Source organism: Bdellovibrio sp. MYbb2, from assembly GCF_056175685.1.
This window is the reverse complement of the sequence record NZ_JBJKJI010000003.1, coordinates 45,054-62,466: the sequence shown is the minus strand read 5'-3', so window position 1 is coordinate 62,466 and position 17,413 is coordinate 45,054. Positions and strand designations below refer to the sequence as shown.

Annotated in this window: 17 protein-coding genes; 8 read left to right on the top strand and 9 right to left on the bottom strand. The window is 50.1% G+C overall.

Translation table 11 applies throughout. From position 1 onward, the window contains the following. Nucleotides 1-3 precede the first annotated feature (3 nt). Nucleotides 4-606, bottom strand: coding sequence for an RDD family protein (locus tag AC04MQ_RS14210; protein WP_015090936.1), 603 nt, complete (start codon nt 604-606; stop codon nt 4-6). Continuing rightward, nucleotides 607-1,809: a CCA tRNA nucleotidyltransferase gene (locus AC04MQ_RS14205; protein ID WP_015090935.1), complete on the bottom strand. Its 1,203-nt coding sequence runs from the start codon at nt 1,807-1,809 to the stop codon at nt 607-609. It abuts the gene before it with no gap. A gap of 63 nt (nt 1,810-1,872) precedes the next feature. Between AC04MQ_RS14205 and queG the strand changes: the two genes are divergently transcribed. After that, complete coding sequence (gene queG / locus AC04MQ_RS14200) at nt 1,873-2,907, top strand: tRNA epoxyqueuosine(34) reductase QueG (RefSeq protein ID WP_475392401.1); 1,035 nt, start codon at nt 1,873-1,875, stop codon at nt 2,905-2,907. Here queG and AC04MQ_RS14195 read toward each other — a convergent pair. Beyond that, a complete protein-coding gene (locus AC04MQ_RS14195; protein WP_235046324.1) occupies nt 2,904-3,386 on the bottom strand; it encodes a hypothetical protein in 483 nt (160 codons plus the stop codon). The genes queG and AC04MQ_RS14195 overlap by 4 nt on opposite strands. A 68-nt stretch (nt 3,387-3,454) precedes the next feature. On the opposite strand from AC04MQ_RS14195, the gene AC04MQ_RS14190 reads away from it, so the two are divergent. Then, nucleotides 3,455-4,381: an HD-GYP domain-containing protein gene (locus tag AC04MQ_RS14190; protein WP_015090932.1), complete on the top strand. Its 927-nt coding sequence runs from the start codon at nt 3,455-3,457 to the stop codon at nt 4,379-4,381. Nucleotides 4,382-4,435: 54 nt separating this feature from the next. Further along, complete coding sequence (locus AC04MQ_RS14185; RefSeq protein WP_475392400.1) at nt 4,436-5,764, top strand: chloride channel protein; 1,329 nt, start codon at nt 4,436-4,438, stop codon at nt 5,762-5,764. A gap of 66 nt (nt 5,765-5,830) precedes the next feature. Here the strand turns inward: AC04MQ_RS14185 and AC04MQ_RS14180 are convergent, their stop codons facing one another. Further along, nucleotides 5,831-6,370 carry a hypothetical protein gene (locus AC04MQ_RS14180; RefSeq protein WP_148278783.1) on the bottom strand — a complete coding sequence of 180 codons (540 nt, stop codon included), beginning with the start codon at nt 6,368-6,370 and terminating at the stop codon, nt 5,831-5,833. A 20-nt stretch (nt 6,371-6,390) separates the two neighbouring features. After that, nucleotides 6,391-7,242, bottom strand: coding sequence for a hypothetical protein (locus tag AC04MQ_RS14175; protein WP_475392399.1), 852 nt, complete (start codon nt 7,240-7,242; stop codon nt 6,391-6,393). Nucleotides 7,243-7,418: 176 nt separating this feature from the next. On the opposite strand from AC04MQ_RS14175, the gene AC04MQ_RS14170 reads away from it, so the two are divergent. Genes AC04MQ_RS14170 through AC04MQ_RS14155 form a run of 4 tightly spaced genes read left to right on the top strand, consistent with a single transcriptional unit; the run spans nt 7,419 to nt 11,067 of the window. Further along, entirely contained in the window at nt 7,419-8,003 is a 585-nt protein-coding gene (locus tag AC04MQ_RS14170) for a hypothetical protein (protein ID WP_235046323.1), read from the top strand. Continuing rightward, nucleotides 8,003-8,962: a formimidoylglutamase gene (locus AC04MQ_RS14165; protein ID WP_475392398.1), complete on the top strand. Its 960-nt coding sequence runs from the start codon at nt 8,003-8,005 to the stop codon at nt 8,960-8,962. Before AC04MQ_RS14170 ends, AC04MQ_RS14165 begins: the two co-directional genes overlap by 1 nt. Nucleotides 8,963-8,965: 3 nt before the next feature. Then, a complete protein-coding gene (locus AC04MQ_RS14160; RefSeq protein WP_475392397.1) occupies nt 8,966-9,991 on the top strand; it encodes a threonine aldolase family protein in 1,026 nt (341 codons plus the stop codon). After that, complete coding sequence (locus AC04MQ_RS14155) at nt 9,988-11,067, top strand: tryptophan 2,3-dioxygenase family protein (RefSeq protein ID WP_015090925.1); 1,080 nt, start codon at nt 9,988-9,990, stop codon at nt 11,065-11,067. Before AC04MQ_RS14160 ends, AC04MQ_RS14155 begins: the two co-directional genes overlap by 4 nt. On the opposite strand, the gene AC04MQ_RS14150 is transcribed toward AC04MQ_RS14155, so the two are convergent. Continuing rightward, nucleotides 11,064-12,152, bottom strand: a complete 1,089-nt coding sequence (locus tag AC04MQ_RS14150) for a DUF748 domain-containing protein (protein ID WP_015090924.1) — start codon at nt 12,150-12,152, stop codon at nt 11,064-11,066. The genes AC04MQ_RS14155 and AC04MQ_RS14150 overlap by 4 nt on opposite strands. Before the next feature lie 98 nt (nt 12,153-12,250). Next, nucleotides 12,251-13,501: a threonine--tRNA ligase gene (gene thrS / locus AC04MQ_RS14145; RefSeq protein WP_015090923.1), complete on the bottom strand. Its 1,251-nt coding sequence runs from the start codon at nt 13,499-13,501 to the stop codon at nt 12,251-12,253. A 305-nt stretch (nt 13,502-13,806) separates the two neighbouring features. On the opposite strand from thrS, the gene htpG reads away from it, so the two are divergent. Beyond that, a complete protein-coding gene (htpG, locus tag AC04MQ_RS14140) occupies nt 13,807-15,684 on the top strand; it encodes a molecular chaperone HtpG (protein ID WP_475392396.1) in 1,878 nt (625 codons plus the stop codon). A gap of 104 nt (nt 15,685-15,788) precedes the next feature. Here htpG and AC04MQ_RS14135 read toward each other — a convergent pair whose 3' ends face one another. Then, complete coding sequence (locus AC04MQ_RS14135) at nt 15,789-16,259, bottom strand: peroxiredoxin (protein ID WP_015090920.1); 471 nt, start codon at nt 16,257-16,259, stop codon at nt 15,789-15,791. Next, nucleotides 16,249-17,397, bottom strand: a complete 1,149-nt coding sequence (locus AC04MQ_RS14130) for a hypothetical protein (protein ID WP_475392395.1) — start codon at nt 17,395-17,397, stop codon at nt 16,249-16,251. The genes AC04MQ_RS14135 and AC04MQ_RS14130 overlap by 11 nt, the downstream gene beginning before the upstream one ends. Between the last annotated feature and the right edge of the window lie 16 nt (nt 17,398-17,413).

Below are 17,413 nucleotides of genomic sequence, written 5' to 3'. Positions count from 1 at the left end.
GATCTAATCTTCGAACGTCACATCCATATAATCCTGAAGATCAAACACCTCACGCAGGTTGGCTTGACGCTCGGACCAGTCAATCGACTTCAGAATCATTTTGGCGGAAGCCAGTCCTTCATAGGAATAAAGACACACAAATACCAGTCCCAACACCCAGCGCATGCGCGCTTGAGTCGCGCGAGGCTTATCCTGCACCACACGCGTTTCCGCCGCCCAGTCACACAGATGCGTGCGATCGTAACGGAAAAACGCCAGGGCATAAATTCCCCACGAGAAAAAGAAACTCAAACGCCCCGTCAATGGGCGCAACAGACACTGCGACCAGTGCAGTTTTTCGGTGTAGTTTGTGGCCGGAACCACTTTAAGCCCCATAAACCATTTGCCTGGCGTGGCCTGCATCATCACCAGAAAGACGAATTCATACACTGCAGGAATCAAAAACAGCAAAAACAGCTGCAACAACGTCACGATGACGTCATCTTCAGTAAAGATCAGTCTTAAAAACACCCCGGCAAATGGCAGGTAAAACGGCAGACTGATAATCTGATCAATGCCATAGGCGAAAAAACGTCTCCAGGTGCTGGGAACAAATGCGGATTCCATTTAAGATGACTCTCTTTCCAGATATTTTTTCAGCCACAACAGCGCTTCATCGCGGCTTTGCAGCTGGCGTTCCAGCTGCTGTTCAAAGGCCTTGTCCAGGCACACCCCAATGGCCGGCCCACTGAGACGCCCCTTCAGGTCCTCGCCGTTTAAAAACGGCCGAGGCAGCATTTCCTGCCAGCTTTTCCATTCCGCCAGCAAAAGTTCAATGGCAGCTTTTTCAACCGCTTCGGACAGTAAGATTCTTAAAGCAAAAACAACACCCTCTTTGGCCAGCATCTGCAGCTGTTTTCCCAAAGAGTTCTTCAACACCAGTTGCGGATCCTGCCAGATTTTCCAGGCATCCTCAATCGCCCGGCGATCCCGGCTGGAAAGCTTCAGCATATCCAAAACCGGGGAAAGCTCCGTCCCCTGAGCCCCGCGCACAAACAGCGCCAGACGCTGCCAGGATTCGGTGGCCAGCGGGTTCTTCACCCATTCATTTTTGCGCAGACGAAACGGGAACAACACATTCATCAGGCCTGAGTCTTTCATGACCTGCAGACCGCGACTGGCGTGTTCTGTTTTCAGCAGCTTGGTCATTTCATCGCGAATGCGTTCACCACTGACAGACTTCACTTTAGGGGCCATTTTTTTCACGGCGGCAAAGCTGGCCGGTTCCAGTTCAAAATTCAGCTGGGCGGAAAAACGGGCTGCACGCAGCAGGCGCAGATTGTCCTCTTCAAAACGACGCTCGGCCTGCCCTACGGTGCGCAGGATGCGCGCTTTAAGATCTTTCTGGCCCTCGACAAAATCCAGCACCTGGTGCGTGGTCAAATCATAAAAAAGAGCATTCACCGTGAAATCCCGGCGCTCGGCATCCTCTTCAGGACTTGAGAAAACCACATTTTCCGGGCGGCGTCCGTCACTGTAGGTGCCGTCATTGCGGAAGGTGGCAACCTCGATATCCGCGCCTTCCACGATCACGCGCATAACGCCGAAACTTTTGCCGACATTGACGGTTTTACTAAACAGGGATTCAACATTTTCGGGGGTCGCATCCGTCGCCAGATCCAAATCATTGGCGGTAATGCCCAACAGGGCGTCGCGCACGCAGCCGCCAGCCAAAAAGGCCTTATAGCCATGAGCCTGCAGCTTGTGGTAGATTGACTCCACAGCCGGCCAGTGAGGATGAGATTCGATAAGACTTTGCACCTGATTCACATCCTAGATTGTAGAAAAAGACAGGCCTGAAAGAAAGAGTTTGTTCGCGTGACGCCACAGGAGATGAAATCTCTTATCGATGGAACCTTGACCGATCTGGGATTTTCCCACTTCGGTTTTGCGCCATTGAGCAAACCCTTAAGCTTTGATTTCTACCGGGAATGGATTGACCAGGGACTGCACGGAGACATGACCTATCTGGCCGAGCACGCCCAGATCAAGGAAAACCCCCAAAGCAAATGGCCCCGGGCCCAGAGCGCTTTGGTGTTTGCCATGCCTTACTTTCCCCATCCCGAGAAAAAATCTGAATTCCCGCTGAAACAAGCCCGCGTCAGCCTGTATGCGCAAGGCATGGATTATCATTTCTGGTTCAAGGATCGCATGAAGTCTTTGTGCACAGATTTACAAAAGCTTTTCCCCGAGGAAGAATTCCTGGCCTTCACCGACAGCAGCCCGGTGCTGGAGCGGGACCTTGCCAAACAAGCCGGCCTTGGCTGGGTGGGAAAGAACACCTGCCTGATCCACCCGAAAAAAGGCAGCTTGTTTTTTATCGGTGAAATCTACACCTCTTTGAAAATTCACACCGAGTTTGCACCCTTGCCGGATTTCTGCGGCACCTGCACCCGCTGTCTGGATATCTGCCCGACCGGCGCGCTGATTGAGCCGCGCAAGATGGATGCACGCAAATGCATCTCGTATCTGACTATTGAATCCCGCCAGATCCCGGAAGAAAGCCTGCGCTCGCAAATTGGCGATTGGTTCTTTGGTTGTGATCTGTGCCAAACCGTCTGCCCGTGGAATCAGAAGGCCTTTAAAGGCCAGCTTTCCATCGAAACAAGTCTTAGCTTAAATGAATCGGAAGAAGCTCTGCTTATCGAGGACCTGCGCTACATTCTGTCGGCCTCGGGCAAAAAAATCAGTCGGGATTTTCTGGGAACACCGCTGGCCCGGGCGGGATCATTCGGTTTAAAACGCAATGCCATGATTGTTGCCGTCAACCGGGGTTTGAAAGAGCTGCGCCCGGAAATCCAAGCACTGAGCGAACATGAAAAGCTAGGGGAACTGGCTTTGTGGAGCCTTGAGAAACTGGGAAACTAAAGTCCCAGTTTTTTCAACAGGTCATCAATTTCAAACTGATTCATCTTCGACGGCGCCATACCGGTATCAACGCTGGCACTGTAGGATTCATTGAACTGATTTGAAACCCAGCGAAGTCTTTCGATAAAGGCCTGAGGGATCGTTTCCCGCAGGAAGCTTGAATCTTTGTGGATATTTTCAAGCAGGGTTTCCAAAGTCTCTGTGGCGTCCAGCAAAAGACCCACACAAACATGAAAGAACTGTTCATTGCCAGTGATCTGGGACGCCTTGTAACCGACAGCTTTACACAGAGCCGCATAGTCCGAAATCATGTGCAATGCATGTTCAGGTGGTGCCATCAGGGCAAGACTCTTGGCACCGCCCATAATTCGATCGACGTTATTGCCATAATCCGCAAGTTTACGAACTTGAGAAAAGTCGCCTTCAATACCTTCGAGAAGGTCCAACAACTCTTCAATCAAGGACTTTGACTCGTTCACAAAATCTTCTACAATTTCTTTATCAATCGACATCCACTCAAAGATAGCAATCGAAGGATACAGAGGCAATGGATTATGTTTCTATACGTGTAAGCACCCTGCGCGGCGATCAAAAGATCGACTTCAACGCTTACGTTAAAATCAACGACAAGATGATACTCTACCTTCGTCGCGGCGACAGCTTTGAGGGGGAACGCCTGAAGCGTCTTAAGGACAAAAAACTGCGCAAAATGTACATCCTTACCGACGAAGAGGTCAGCTACCGCAGTTACCTGCAAAAGAATATTGAAACGGCCTATGACGACACCACCGGGAAGGACATCCAAACCCGCGCCGACATCATTCAGGGTTCGCAACAAAACAACGCGGAAGAGGTTTTTGAAAATCCCGAGAACGTTGAAAGCTACAACTATTGCAAAGATGCCGCAGGCAAGTATGTGAACTTTATCATGAGCAACGCCCAGGCGATGTCGGCGGTGATGAACATCGAGAACACGGACAAGACGGTGTCCCACCACGGCGTGACTGTGGCGACCCTGTCGATTGCACTGGCGCAGAAACTGGGTCTTAATGATCCGAAGAAAACGCAGCTTCTGACTTTGGGCGCTTTGCTGCATGACTATGGTCACCACCACAGCACTTTGAACCTGTCACAGCCGCTAGCCACCATGAGCCCGGAAGATCTGGCATTGTGGAAAAAGCACCCCATTGAAGGCGCGCAAAAAGTGCAGGATAAAAAGCACTTTGACCAGACGGTCATCAATATCATCGGTCAGCACGAAGAAACCATCAACGGCACGGGCCCGAAAGGAATGCGCGAAAAGGATATGGATCCTTTGGCGGTTCTGGTTTCATCAGCCAATGCGATGGACCGCCTGATTACTTTTGAAGGCGTTGCCAAAGCCGAAGCCGCGAAAAAACTGATGATCGATCACGTTGGCAAACACCCGTTGCAACACATTCAGCATCTGAATGACATCCTGAAAGGTCTGTAGTTTTTTATTCAAAAAAGGGTTTCCATCACCCCCTAACAGGAGTAAGGGTTATGTATGACCCTTACACACTTACGCCAGAACTGGCGCCACATTCTGCATAAGCTGGAATATCAGGACACTTTGCGTGTTGTCCCCTATCTGCTGGCAAGTCTTGTTGCTGCTGGAACCTCGCTGCTGTATTCCCAGGCTTTTTTCTTCGGTGAAGAAGTCGCCCTGCATGTGGTTGATAACTTTCACTGGGCGCTCTCGCTGACCATCACCCTGACGATGATTTATCTGAGCTGGTACCTGCCCTATCGTTTTGCCAAACAGGCCGGAGGCAGCGGCATTCCGCAGATGCTGATTGCCAACGAACTGGATCCCGCATCAGACAAACCGCTTATTCGCTCCCTGATCGGTATTCGCACCATCACCATGAAGATCATCGCCTCTATCGCCTGCGTTCTGGGCGGAGGCGCCGTCGGCCAGGAAGGCCCCACTTTACAAATTGCCTCGGGGCTGTTCTATCGCATCGGGGAAAAATCCACAAAATGGATTCAGCAGCTTTCCATGCGCCCGTTCATTCTGGCCGGAGGCGCATCGGGACTGGCGGCAGCATTCAACACGCCGTTGGGTGGAATCGCCTATGCGCTTGAGGAGCTGTCCAAAGACTATTTCAATAACTTTAAAACCTATGTGATCTGGTCCGTGATCGCCACGGGTCTGCTGGTTCAGACTGTCCAAGGCAGCTATCTTTACATTGGTTTTCCCAGTCTGGAATCCATCAGCTGGGAAACCTACATGTGGGTGATTGTCACATCAGCCATCACCGGCATCCTTGGCGCAAGCTATGGGTCGATTTTATTTTCCGTGCATCAAAAAAGAAAAAGCATTCAGTCTTTCACCCGCTTAAGCCTGCTGAATCTGGGCTGTGGTTTTTTATTCTGGCTGGGCATTACTTTTATCAGCAATCACGGTGTGGGCGGCGGCAAAATGCTTATCCTGGATCTGTTATTCCGTGATGGCGCTGCCACGGCTCAGGATATTTTAGTGCGCATCGGCGGCCCTCTTCTGATGGCCATTGCAGGGGCGGCTGGTGGCTTGTTTGCCCCGTCTTTAACCATTGGTGCCGTGATGGGATCATTCATGGCCCAGATCGTATGGCCGCACAATCATCATCTGCTGATCATGACCTCGATGATTTCCTTCCTGTCCGGTTTCATGCAGACCCCGTTTACGGCCTTCATATTAATTTTTGAAATGACAGATCGGCATTCCGCGCTGTTTCCGATGATGCTCAGCTCGGCGATCGCCGTCGGCACCTCGCGAATATTCCATAAAAAATCCTTCTATGACCTGGTCAAAGAGGACTTCATGCACCAGCATCACAAAGCAGCCAAATAGATGGCCTGAGGAAATAAAAAAGGGCTTCCAAGATGGAAGCCCTTTCATTTTCATTTTAAGTTTAAGTTAGAAGATGAATCCCACTGTCAGCATGGGAAATGTTTCAGTCACTTTATAACTGTCCAAAGCCGCATTGGTGTCGCTCTTTTTATAATCAATGCTTCTGTACGTCAGCTCCACACCCACAAAGAAGGAACTGGTCACATTGGTCATGTACCCAAAATCAGCCTGAAGGCCCGTGCCTTCTTTCAAATTATCGTATTCAGCTGACAAAAGATAATGACCCTTCACATAAAAGCCGCTGGCCCCGACATAGCCGATCGAAGCCCCCAGCGCATTTCCATCCACGGATCCGGAATCTGTCTCTGTCTTGCGAAGAGTATAAATACCCCCCAGATACAAACCATTGCCGCTGATGTATCCCAGTTTGATGTCATAAATGCTGTTATTGGATTTGCTTTCACCACCGGGAGAAGCCTCGGTGTTATTGTTGTACATGAAGATATTTGCATTCACCAACACACCATTGGATGTCGCTGCCTGCGACTGCAAAGAAACCACACTGCCTGCCATAAAAGCGGCCAAAGCCAGAATCATCTTATTCATTCAACACTCCTTGTTTCGGTTTATGTCGGAACGTCTCTGATTATATCGTCACCAAGCAGTGATAAAAACTTTTTTTCCAGTGTCTCGGATGATGGTGGGGGTGTGGATTTAAAGGAAATAGCGGCCATTTCCAGCAGTTGTTTTTTTGAATACTTCCTATCTTCCTGTAACAAGTCGATGAATAGCGAATCCACCACGTCCAGTGGCCTTTCCACCACAGTATGCTTCGTACCACTATAAACAAAAGCATACATACCTTTGTCTCGATTCAAGACGAGATTGTCTCGGGATAAAATCACCACCTGCAGACTGGGATTCAGTGAAAGCACGCCGGGTTCTTCACCACCTTCGCTGTCAAAGGGCTGCACTTCAATCCATGCTTGCACCCACTCCCAGTGAGCCAGCTCCAGAATATCAGCCTGCCCCGGGAACTTCTGGCGCAGATATCCAACGAAGTAGCGCCAGTGATCCTGCAAAAGCCAGCTGCTCCACTCCATGTTTTCCAGATACTCATCACGCAGGCGATTCACGGCCACACCCAGATGTTCGCGCGTGCGCGGGAAAAGACTTTCAAACAGACGTTCTTGCTCTTCACGCAAATTCAGTCGCTCCCCTTCCGTCACCTTGAAGGGACGAAGCCATTCCAGCGTGCGCAGAAGTTCTGCCTGATAAATAGAGCTGACTTGTTCAGGAATCTGCATACCGTGAGTTTGTACGATCAGATTTTTGCTCTTCGACAGGATTTCCAGCTGATGCCGCCGGAAGGCCCCCACCCCTACGATATCGATATCGCGCAAGGCGATTGCGTCCTGATCGGGAAGGACTCCGTTCCATGGAAAAACAAGCTGAGGGGTTCTGGTAGTGTCGGACATTTCATTCCATCCTACGGGCGGTGTTTGAAGCGAGCAAGCTTGAGGCCGACAAATCCCGAGCATTACTCTGGAGATAGCCATAAATTGCTGATTTCTTTGGCAATTGACTCGCGCAGTCAGAAAATGGAGTCGAAATACTATTGACCGGGATTTCTCCTCATGAAAAAAGGTGGGGCATGAGAATTCTGCTTTTCGTCCTCATTCTGATTTCAGGCTTCGCCGCGCATTCTGCTCGTCCGATTTCCGGCACAGTGGAACGTGATGCTTCGGGCGTTTATCTGAGAGCTGATTCCTCTTGTGTTCGATACATGATCATCACTAAATCCAACGACGCAGAAGTCAGCGTTCGCAAACTTACAACGGGCGACACATTGACTGCTTCCGGCGTTCTTGAATCAAACACTTGCGCAGCAATCATCGAAAGCGTTGATTATGTGGGTTTGCGAAAAATGCTGGGTTACTGGCACAGCTCTGACGGTCTGATCACTGTTCGTGACTTCAACAATCTGAGCTTCTACCCGATCACAATGAAAGACTTCCAAAACGGTCAGTCTTACAGTGAAGTGGATCCGATTGTTTATCGCTACAGCATGACTCCTTCTGATGGCAAAGACTGGGTGCTATTCCTGTCTGATTCCACCAGCACGACGTTTGCGACCATTCGTTTTAACAAATCCCGCGCGACCATGAAGATCTATGATTCTGACACGGGCAATGTCACGCGCACTCTTTACCTTAATAAGTGGGGCAACCTGAAATAATGAGCTGGTTTCATTCCATCGACAAACATCTTCTTTTCACCAAAAACGACAAAGAAGATCCGCGTCTTGGAGAATGCGTCCAGCTCCTTCATAAAGGTGACCTGAATACCCTTCCTGATCACACTTTCGACTTTGCAGTTCTGGGTTTCCCGGACGATGAAGGCATTGGCCTGAACGGTGGCCGCGTCGGCGCCCAGGTCGCTCCGCGCGAGATTCGCACTTATCTTTACAAAATGACTCCGCACCTGCAAAGCACCCGCTTGCCAAAAATCCTGGACATGGGTGATCTGGTCGACAAAGAAAAACCTTTGGCTGAACGCCATGAAAAAGCCCGCGAGGCGACGCGCACACTGGCGTCCAGTGGCAAACACTGGATTTCCCTGGGGGGTGGTCATGACTATGGTTACTGCGATGGCGCAGGCTTCCTGGATGTCTTTAAAAACGACGCCGTTCTGATCAACTTTGATGCCCATATGGACGTGCGCCCGACGGACAAGGGTTTTAATTCCGGCACCCCTTTCCACCGTGTTTTGTCTGAGTTTAAAGGCCAGGTGGATTTTGCCGAAGTCGGCATCCAAAACCAATGCAACAGCAAAGCCCACATTCAATGGGCGAAGAATCACGGCGCCGATGTTTTCACTTTGGATGACGTCAATGAACGTGGCTTGCAGTCCGTCCTTGCCGGCTATCTTAAGGGCAAAGAAAAGAAAAAGATTTTCCTAAGCATCGACATCGATGCCTTCACTTCCAGCGAAGCACCGGGCTGCAGTCAGTCCTGGACGACGGGGCTGTTCACGAAAGAGTTCATGACAAGCTTCCTGTGGATGATTGAAACATTCGATGTGCGCGGGATTGGTATTTATGAAGTATCACCGCCTCTGGATCAGGACAATCGCACCAGCAAACTGGCGGCCTTGATCTGTCACAACTTCATTTTCGCCACACTTAAAAAAGGCTAAAGCATGAAACGCGGTTTTGGCAGCGACAATCATGCCGGTGTCCACCCACGGATTCTGCAATCTATCCTGGACGCCAACACCGAACACGCCCCCGCCTATGGGACCGACGAATGGACCGAACGCGCCGTTGCTGAATTCAAAAACCAGTTCGGCAAAGACGCCCACGTGTTCTTTGTGTTCAATGGCACGGCCGCCAATGTCACGGCCTTAAGAGCCATGGCCCGTCCCTGGCAATCCGTCTTCTGTTCAGACGTCGCCCACATCAATGTGGATGAATGCGGTTCACCGGAATTTTTAAGTGGCTGCAAACTTCTGCCACTGCCTTCCCACAACGGAAAACTGTCTGTGGAAGAACTTGAAAAAGCTTTCATCCGCCGTGGAGATCAGCATTTTTCGCAGACTCAGGTTCTTAGCCTGACTCAACCCACAGAACTGGGAACAACTTATTCTGCACAAGAACTTAAATCCCTGATCGCGTGGGCGAAGAGCAAAAAGCTGCTGGTGCACATTGATGGAGCACGACTTGGCAACGCGGCCTTGTACTTGAAAAAGACCCTGAAAGAAATCACCACCGACCTCGGTGTGGATGTGGTTTCTTTCGGCGGCACCAAAAATGGTTTGATGATGGGCGAAGCCGTTGTGATCCTGAATAAGGATCTGGCGCAGGATTTTAAATACATCCGCAAACAAAGTGCGCAGCTGCCTTCCAAGACGCGTTTTATCGCCTGTCAGTTTGAAGCTTACTTCAAAGATGGTCTATGGCAGCAGATTGCGGATCATTCCCACCAGATGGCGCTGTATCTGTATGAACAGTGCAAAGGACTTGCTGGTGTGACCGTGCGTGAAATCCCGCAAAGCAACGCCGTCTTTGCGACAATTCCCAGCCACTGGGTGAAACCTTTGCGGGAAAAATATTTTTTCTATGTCTGGGACGAAAACACATTTGAGTGCCGCTGGATGACCTCCTGGGACACGCAAAAATCGGATATCGATGGTTTCGTCGCACTTTTAAAGGAGCAACGTCTATGAAATACCCTCCGGTTCATTATCACGACTATCTGGGGCTGAACCCCCTTCTGAATGCCCAGCACCCAAAAAGCACCGAATACGGAAAACCGGCGCATGACGAATTGCTGTTCATTATCGTGCATCAGACTTACGAACTGTGGTTCAAGCAGATCCTTTTTGAATTGGATTCCGTTCTTTCCACTTTCCAAAAACCCACTGTGGCGGAATCTGAAATGGGTATCGCCAGCGCGCGACTGGAAAGAATTGTCAGCATCCTGAAACTGATCATCGGTCAGGTGGACGTGCTGGAAACAATGACTCCGCTGGATTTCCTGGATTTCCGTGACATGCTTTATCCTGCCTCCGGCTTCCAAAGTTACCAATGGCGTTTGATTGAAACCAAACTGGGTCTGCGCATCACAGACCGTCTGGCTTACAACCAGTCCCCGTTCTATAAGTCTTTGAGCGAATCCCAGCAGGGTGAAATGATGAACATCATGAACCAGCCTTCTTTGCATGATTCCGTTGAAAAATGGCTGGAGCGCACTCCATTCCTGCAGGGTGAAAACTTCAACTTCTGGGATTCTTACAAAGAAGCTGTGAACAAAATGTTCCAGGATGACATCAGCACCGTGAAAAACAATCCGCGCCTGCCAGACGAGGAAAAAGCCAGAACAGTGGCTGGCCTTGAACAGACGCTAAAAAGCTTTGATGCCTTGTTTGACGAAGAAGCCTTCAACAAGCTTCGCGCCGAAGGTCAGTTCCGTCTGAGTTATAAAGCGATGCACGCAGCCCTGTTGATTCAGCTTCACCGTGACCAGCCGATTTTGCAGACCCCGTTCCGCATCATCCGGGCGCTGTTGGATATCGATGAAACCATGACAACCTGGCGTTACCGCCACGCCTTGATGGCGATGCGTATGCTGGGACAAAAAATCGGGACCGGTGGTTCCAGCGGTCACAAGTATCTGGCCGATGCGACAGCGAAGCACAAGATCTTTGGCGATTTCTTCAACCTGACGACGTTCTTCATCCCGCGTTCTCAGGTGCCCCCACTGCCAAAGGCTATTGCTGACCGCATGAGCTTCCATTATTAAGGCGACTTCTGTTTTTTCAGGTCTTTGGGAGAAATGGAATGTTCAAGGCTTTGTTTGATTGCATCGAAGAAACCGTTTTGAACTGAAGACCAGAAAGCGCCCCATTTATCAATGCTGGGCGCTTTGGAAGCGCCTTCAAATTCGATCTTGGCCCCCAGGGTCTTGCTGTCCCCGTCGCGTAAAATCAGATTCACCAATGCCAGACCCACTTCATTAAATGCACGGCCCATACTTTTGAACGATTCTTTGTCATCAATAACATCCAGGTCTTTTATAAAGGGCTTCGCATACCCTTTAATCCGTCCATCGCGACTGACACTTTCAACATAAAGACTAAACTGACCCTTGGTGAACGTGAATGGCCCATACGCCATAAAGAAGTCATTCAGGGTTTGCAGTTTTAAGTTCTGCAACTGCGCATCCGTATCAAAGCTTGGAACTTTTGAAAGCAGATTCAGACGGGCTTTGCCCTTTACATCAGCATGCCCCTGCATGCGCGCCACCACGGCGGCCCGCGTGGGCAAGGGATCTTTGTTGTCGTCGGTGTTACGAATATTATCGATGTGCCCCTCAATCCGGTCGACCTTCACATCCACTGGAACTTTGAAATCACGGTTCAGAAAATGAAAAGAACTGTCGGCAATTTTCACTGATTCCAGCGTGATCGGAATCAATTTCTTAAACACCGTACGCCAGTCCTGTCCTTGCCCCAGATCCTCTTTCTTTTCATCCTTGCTGTCGCTCAAGCTGATCTTGGCACCGTGAATGGACAAGTCCCCCAGAAATTCTTTTTTCAATATCCCCCGCCAGGCGATCGATAAATCCATTTGATCCGTCGAAATCAAAGCCTGCTCGGGGCTGGTGCCTTTTTTCCAGATCTTCAGACCTTCAATCTGATAAGCCCCACGATACAAGGCCAGATCGAAATCCTCGATACGACCCTCATAGTTTTCCATTTTATTCCCGAGATACCAGTTGATGGCATACTTCATCCCCGTGGGCAGAAAGATGCGCACCACCACCAGCAATAAAACTATTCCCAGAATCACTTTGCCCGTCGTACCCAGTCTGTTGAAATACTTCATTGCTAAACCTCCAAGTCACGGGATCAAGACCCAAAACATCATTATGACTTTGCCAGCCACAATGCGAAAGAATCCGATCCCGTTTTTGAGCAATGACACTATTTCCTGTCGCGAATTTCACTCTGCAGCAGGGACAGCAGTTCTTCAGACGACACACTTTGCGCACCCACGCCCCGTCGCTGCAAACTGAACTTACCCGCCTGCAGTTCTTTGTCTCCGATCACCACCACCGAATGCACCTTCGCCTGCCAGCATTCAGCCACTTTGCGCGAAAGAGATTCCGCGCGGTCATCGACACTGACGCGAATAAAAGAATTATGTAACAGCAAGCGAAGACTTTCTGCCGCCTCTTGATGCCGGTCCGCCAAGGGCACAATGCGCACTTGTTCAGGCGACAGCCACAATGGGAACGCCCCCTGATACTGTTCAATCAACAAAGCCACCATGCGTTCATGTGAACCCAGCGGAGCCCGGTGCAAAATCACCGGACGCTCTTTGTGGCCGTCTTCATTTATAAAGGACAAATCAAAGCGCTCGGCACTGATGAAATCCACTTGCACAGTCGAAGCACTTTCCTCTTTTCCATGCACGGACATGATCTGCACATCAATCTTCGGGCCGTAAAATGCCGCCTCACCCGGCGCTTCAAAAAATGGCAGGCCGCTTTCAATCAAAACCTCGCGCAAAATTCCTTCGGCCCAGTCCCACAGCGGATTGGCGACATACTTTTGTGAAGCCTCGCCAGCCTCCACCCCGCGCGACAGGCGCAGACGGTAATTCGAGATCCCCAGAATCCGGTAAGCCTTCTGATACATTTCAAGCACCTTGTGAATTTCGGCTTTCACCTGACTTTGCCGCACATAAAGATGCGCGTCGTTCTGACAGAGGCCACGCACCCGCATCAGCCCGGAAAGCGCACCGGAGCCCTCGTAACGATAGACCTGACCGTATTCCGCCAACCGCAAAGGCAGTTCGCGATAGCTGCGCAGCCTGGCTGAAAATATTTTGTGATGATGCGGACAGCACATGGGCCTTAAGCGATAGCGCACATTTTCCAGATCCATCGATGGATACATGGAATCTTCATAATACGGCAAATGCCCGGACTGATGATACAGATCCTCTTTGGCCAGATGCGGGCTGACCACCCGCTGGTACCCGGCCAGGAATTCCATTTCCCGCGCCAGCTTTTCAAGTTCATCGCGAATCACCACCCCGGCGGGCAGCCATAACGGCAGGCCCGCGCCGATGGATTCATCACTATGGAAATACGAAAGATCCTGATTCAACTCACGATGATCTTTTTGGACATGACAGGCCCCGGCCTGTCCTTTTTTTAAGGAAGACATAAATAGCTCTCTTTCGGCACTTCAGATAAAGCAGAGGCCGATTCAATAAATTAAAAAATAGGGAAAAAATGCGTCGGTGCTGCGAACTGGGCAGCCAATAGAATATAGACCCCTACGGGGTGGTCGCCGGGGTGGTGAAAGCTAGAATGAGGTTGAAAGACGGGTCAAAGCTCATAAAAACGACAATAACACAAAGCTTCCTGCCCGGACCAATCGAACTTTTTTAGATTTCCCATAAGAAACACCCGCACCGACCTTGCCAAACCCGCTTCGCGGCCCCAAATTGAGTGCATTAAGGAGAAACCATGGCCAAGCAGGTTCAAAACTTTAACGCTGAAATCAAACAACTTCTGGATATCGTGATCCACTCCCTTTATTCGCACAAAGAGATCTTTTTGCGCGAACTTCTGTCCAATGCATCTGATGCTATCGACAAACTGAAATTCAATTCATTGACTCACCCGTCGTTGCTTCCGGAAAACTGGCAGCCCGCGATCCGCCTGGAACCAAACTCTGAAACCAAAACCCTGAAAATCATCGATAACGGTATCGGCATGACTCAGGAAGAAGTTGTCGAGTTCATCGGCACCATTGCCCGTTCTGGCGCCAAAGCCTTTATGCAGATGAATGCCGAAATGAAAACCAAACCGGAACTGATCGGTCAGTTCGGCGTGGGCTTCTATTCTGCGTTCATGGTTGCAGACCGTGTGACCCTGCACACTCAAAAAGCTGGCAGCAATGACGGCACGGTGTGGGAATCCATGGGTGATGGCACTTATTCTTTGGACAACGTGCCTCGCCCGGAAGGCACCGGTACCACCATCACTTTGCACATGAAGGACTTCAAAGAAGAAGACGAAGTTCAAAACTTCACCGACAAGTGGGTTCTAAAATCCCTGGTGAAAAAATATTCTGACTTTATCGCTCACCCGATCAAGATGATGGGCAAAACCGAAGAAGAAACCCTGAACTCGCAAAAAGCTCTGTGGCTGAAATCCCCGTCTGATGTGACCAAGGAAGAATACAAAGACTTCTATCAGCACCTGACGCAAGACTGGAACGAGCCTCTGCGCACCGTTCACTATCGCGCTGAGGGCACGATGGAGTTCAATGCTCTGCTTTATGTTCCAGGCAAAAAGCCATGGAACTACAACATGCGTGACATGGAATACGGCCTGAGCCTTTACATCAAGCGCGTGTTCATCATGGCTGACTGTAAGGATTTGCTGCCGCCTTACCTGCGCTTTGTAAAAGGCCTGGTGGACAGCAGTGACTTGTCTTTGAACGTGTCCCGTGAATTGCTTCAGCAGGACCGTCAGGTCACGCAGATTCGCAAGAACGTGACCAACAAGGCGCTTTCCACTTTGAAAGATCTTTTGACCAAAGAACGCTCTGCTTATGAAGACTTCTGGACAGAATTTGGTGCGACTTTGAAAGAAGGTCTGCCATCTGATGCTCCAAACAAAGAAAAACTTCAGGATCTGCTGCTGTTCCATTCCACGTCCTCTGACAAGATGACGACTTTGGATGAATACGTTTCTCGCATGAAGGAAGCGCAGAAGGACATTTACTACATCACGGGTGATTCCCTGTCTCAGGTTTCAAACAGCCCGTACCTTGAAAAACTGAAAGAAAAAGGCTTTGAGGTTCTGTTGCTGGTGGATCCTGTGGATGAATGGGTTGTGGATGCTTTGAGCGAATTCAAAGGCAAGAAATTGCATTCGATCATGCGTGAAGGTCTGGACCTGGATACCGCTGAAGAAAAACAGCAAAAAGAACAGGAAAAGAAGCAGGCCGAAGTCACCTTGAAACCTGTTTTGGAATCCATGAAAAAGACTTTGGAAAGCGATGTGAAAGACGTGGTTCTTTCTGACCGCCTGACCAACACCCCAGCGTGTCTGGTGGCTTCTTCTGCGGACCCATCCGCGCACATGCAAAAGCTGATGGCGCAAATGGGCAAAGAGTACGCAGGCCAGCAGGTCAAACGCATCATGGAGATCAATCCGAATCACCCGGTGTTTGAAAAAATGCTGAAAGCGTCTCCGGAACAGCAAACCAAATGGGCGGAAATCCTTTATGCCCAGGCTTTGCTGACCGAAGGCTCCAACCTGCCAGACCCTGTGAAGTTCTCTCAGCAAATCGCTGAACTGATGGTGCAGGCCGCAGACAGCACGAAGCATTAAGCCGGCCCTGCCGGACAGAGCGAAGCTCCGCCGTGCGGGCAGAGCGAAGCTGAAGCAGATTAAAACTTAAAGGGCTCCATCAGGAGCCCTTTTTCATTTCAACTTTACAAATCTTTGATGAACTTCAGCATCTCGGCCGCGTGGCCCTGTGCTTTGATTTTACGGAACTCCCCGACAAGTTTCTGATCCTCGTCGATCACAAAAGTGCTGCGTTCGATGCCCATCACTTTTTTCCCGTACATGTTTTTTTCTTTGATCACATCAAACAGCTGGCAAAGCTCTTCTTCTTCGTCAGACAAAAGTTCAAACTTAAAGTCATACTTGCAGATGAACTTGTCATGGGATTTCAAACTATCACGAGAAACACCGAAGACCACGGCGTTTTGTTTTTTAAACTGCGCCAGCAGGTCATTAAATTCAATTCCTTCCGTCGTGCAGCCCGGCGTGCTGTCTTTCGGATAGAAATAAAGCACGACCTTTTTCCCCTTCAATGAAGAAAGACTCAAGGTCTCTCCGCTGGAGGATGGAATTTTGAAGTTCGGGACTTTTTTACCAAGTTCAATTTTAGCGGCCATTTGGAATTCCTTGTGGTTGTTCTTGCGGTGGCAATTGCTGTTGCTGCTGTTCGTCCTGAGGCTCAGGCTCCGGCGGATTGTTCGGATCATATCCTTCCGGGAAACCTTCATTCGATGGATCCGCATCTTCAGGCATTTCAATCATATCCATCCCGGGATTCTGACTGCGCTGACGCTGCAACAATACATCCGGATCCACATCCCGACCTGCGGGCATTCCAAGCTCTGGATTTCCCGGATGCAGAGGTTCGCTGCCCGCAGGAGCAGGGCCTGACGGCATTGGCACAGGCCCACCGGCTTTCGGAGCACCGGGAGCCGGAGCAGCCCCCGGTGCTGGCGCCGGAGCCACAGGCGGCTCTTCTGGAGCATACAGTTCAGTTTCCGTGACGGTGATCTTTCCTTCCATGGGAACATCGGCTTCGATTTTGCGGATGTCGGTCAGATTCTCATAAACTTTTCCGCGCAATTTGATCAGATTTTTACCGGATTTCTGATAGTCATAAACATCCAGGCGGATCATTTGTTCTTTCGTGCGATCCTGTGCCCAGTCTTTACAATTCATGCTTTCCAGTTTTTCTTTACCTTTTAGTGAACAGTGAATCTGACGGTTCAAAATACCGGCCCCCAGACCCAGGACCTCCTGCAGATTTTCAGGATAGAAAACCAGATTCAGCTCGCCCTCTTTCGGAACATCAAAACTGGCAAGACGTTTGGCGTCGGCTTTGTCGCTGCATTTTTCAAAGACCTCGCCCTTTTGCGGGTAGCCCAACAGACCCAGGATATCGCGCTTTACGACGTAGCGGTCACAGCGGAACATCGACTTGTTGGTCAATTTGATGTTTTGTGAGGCCAACAAAGCCCTTTGAACTTTTCCGAATGGAGATTTGCTGACCGGTGGGCGTGCTGCGGTCAAAACCCACCACGCTTCACGGTGAATACCGTCGGCCTCAGCCAGGTAGCGCACCAGAAGATCCAGACTTTTATCTCTGTGCGAGGTGTCTTCTGCCTTCGGAGTAGGCACTTTGGCGGCTTGTTCTTTTACGACGGGCGTTTCTTCTTTCTTCCAGAAACAGGAGGAAAGCCCCAGTGCGGCAATAAGTGCAGCAAAAAAAAGAATATTCAGGCGGCAAAGCTTCATATCTAGAGTCTTGCAA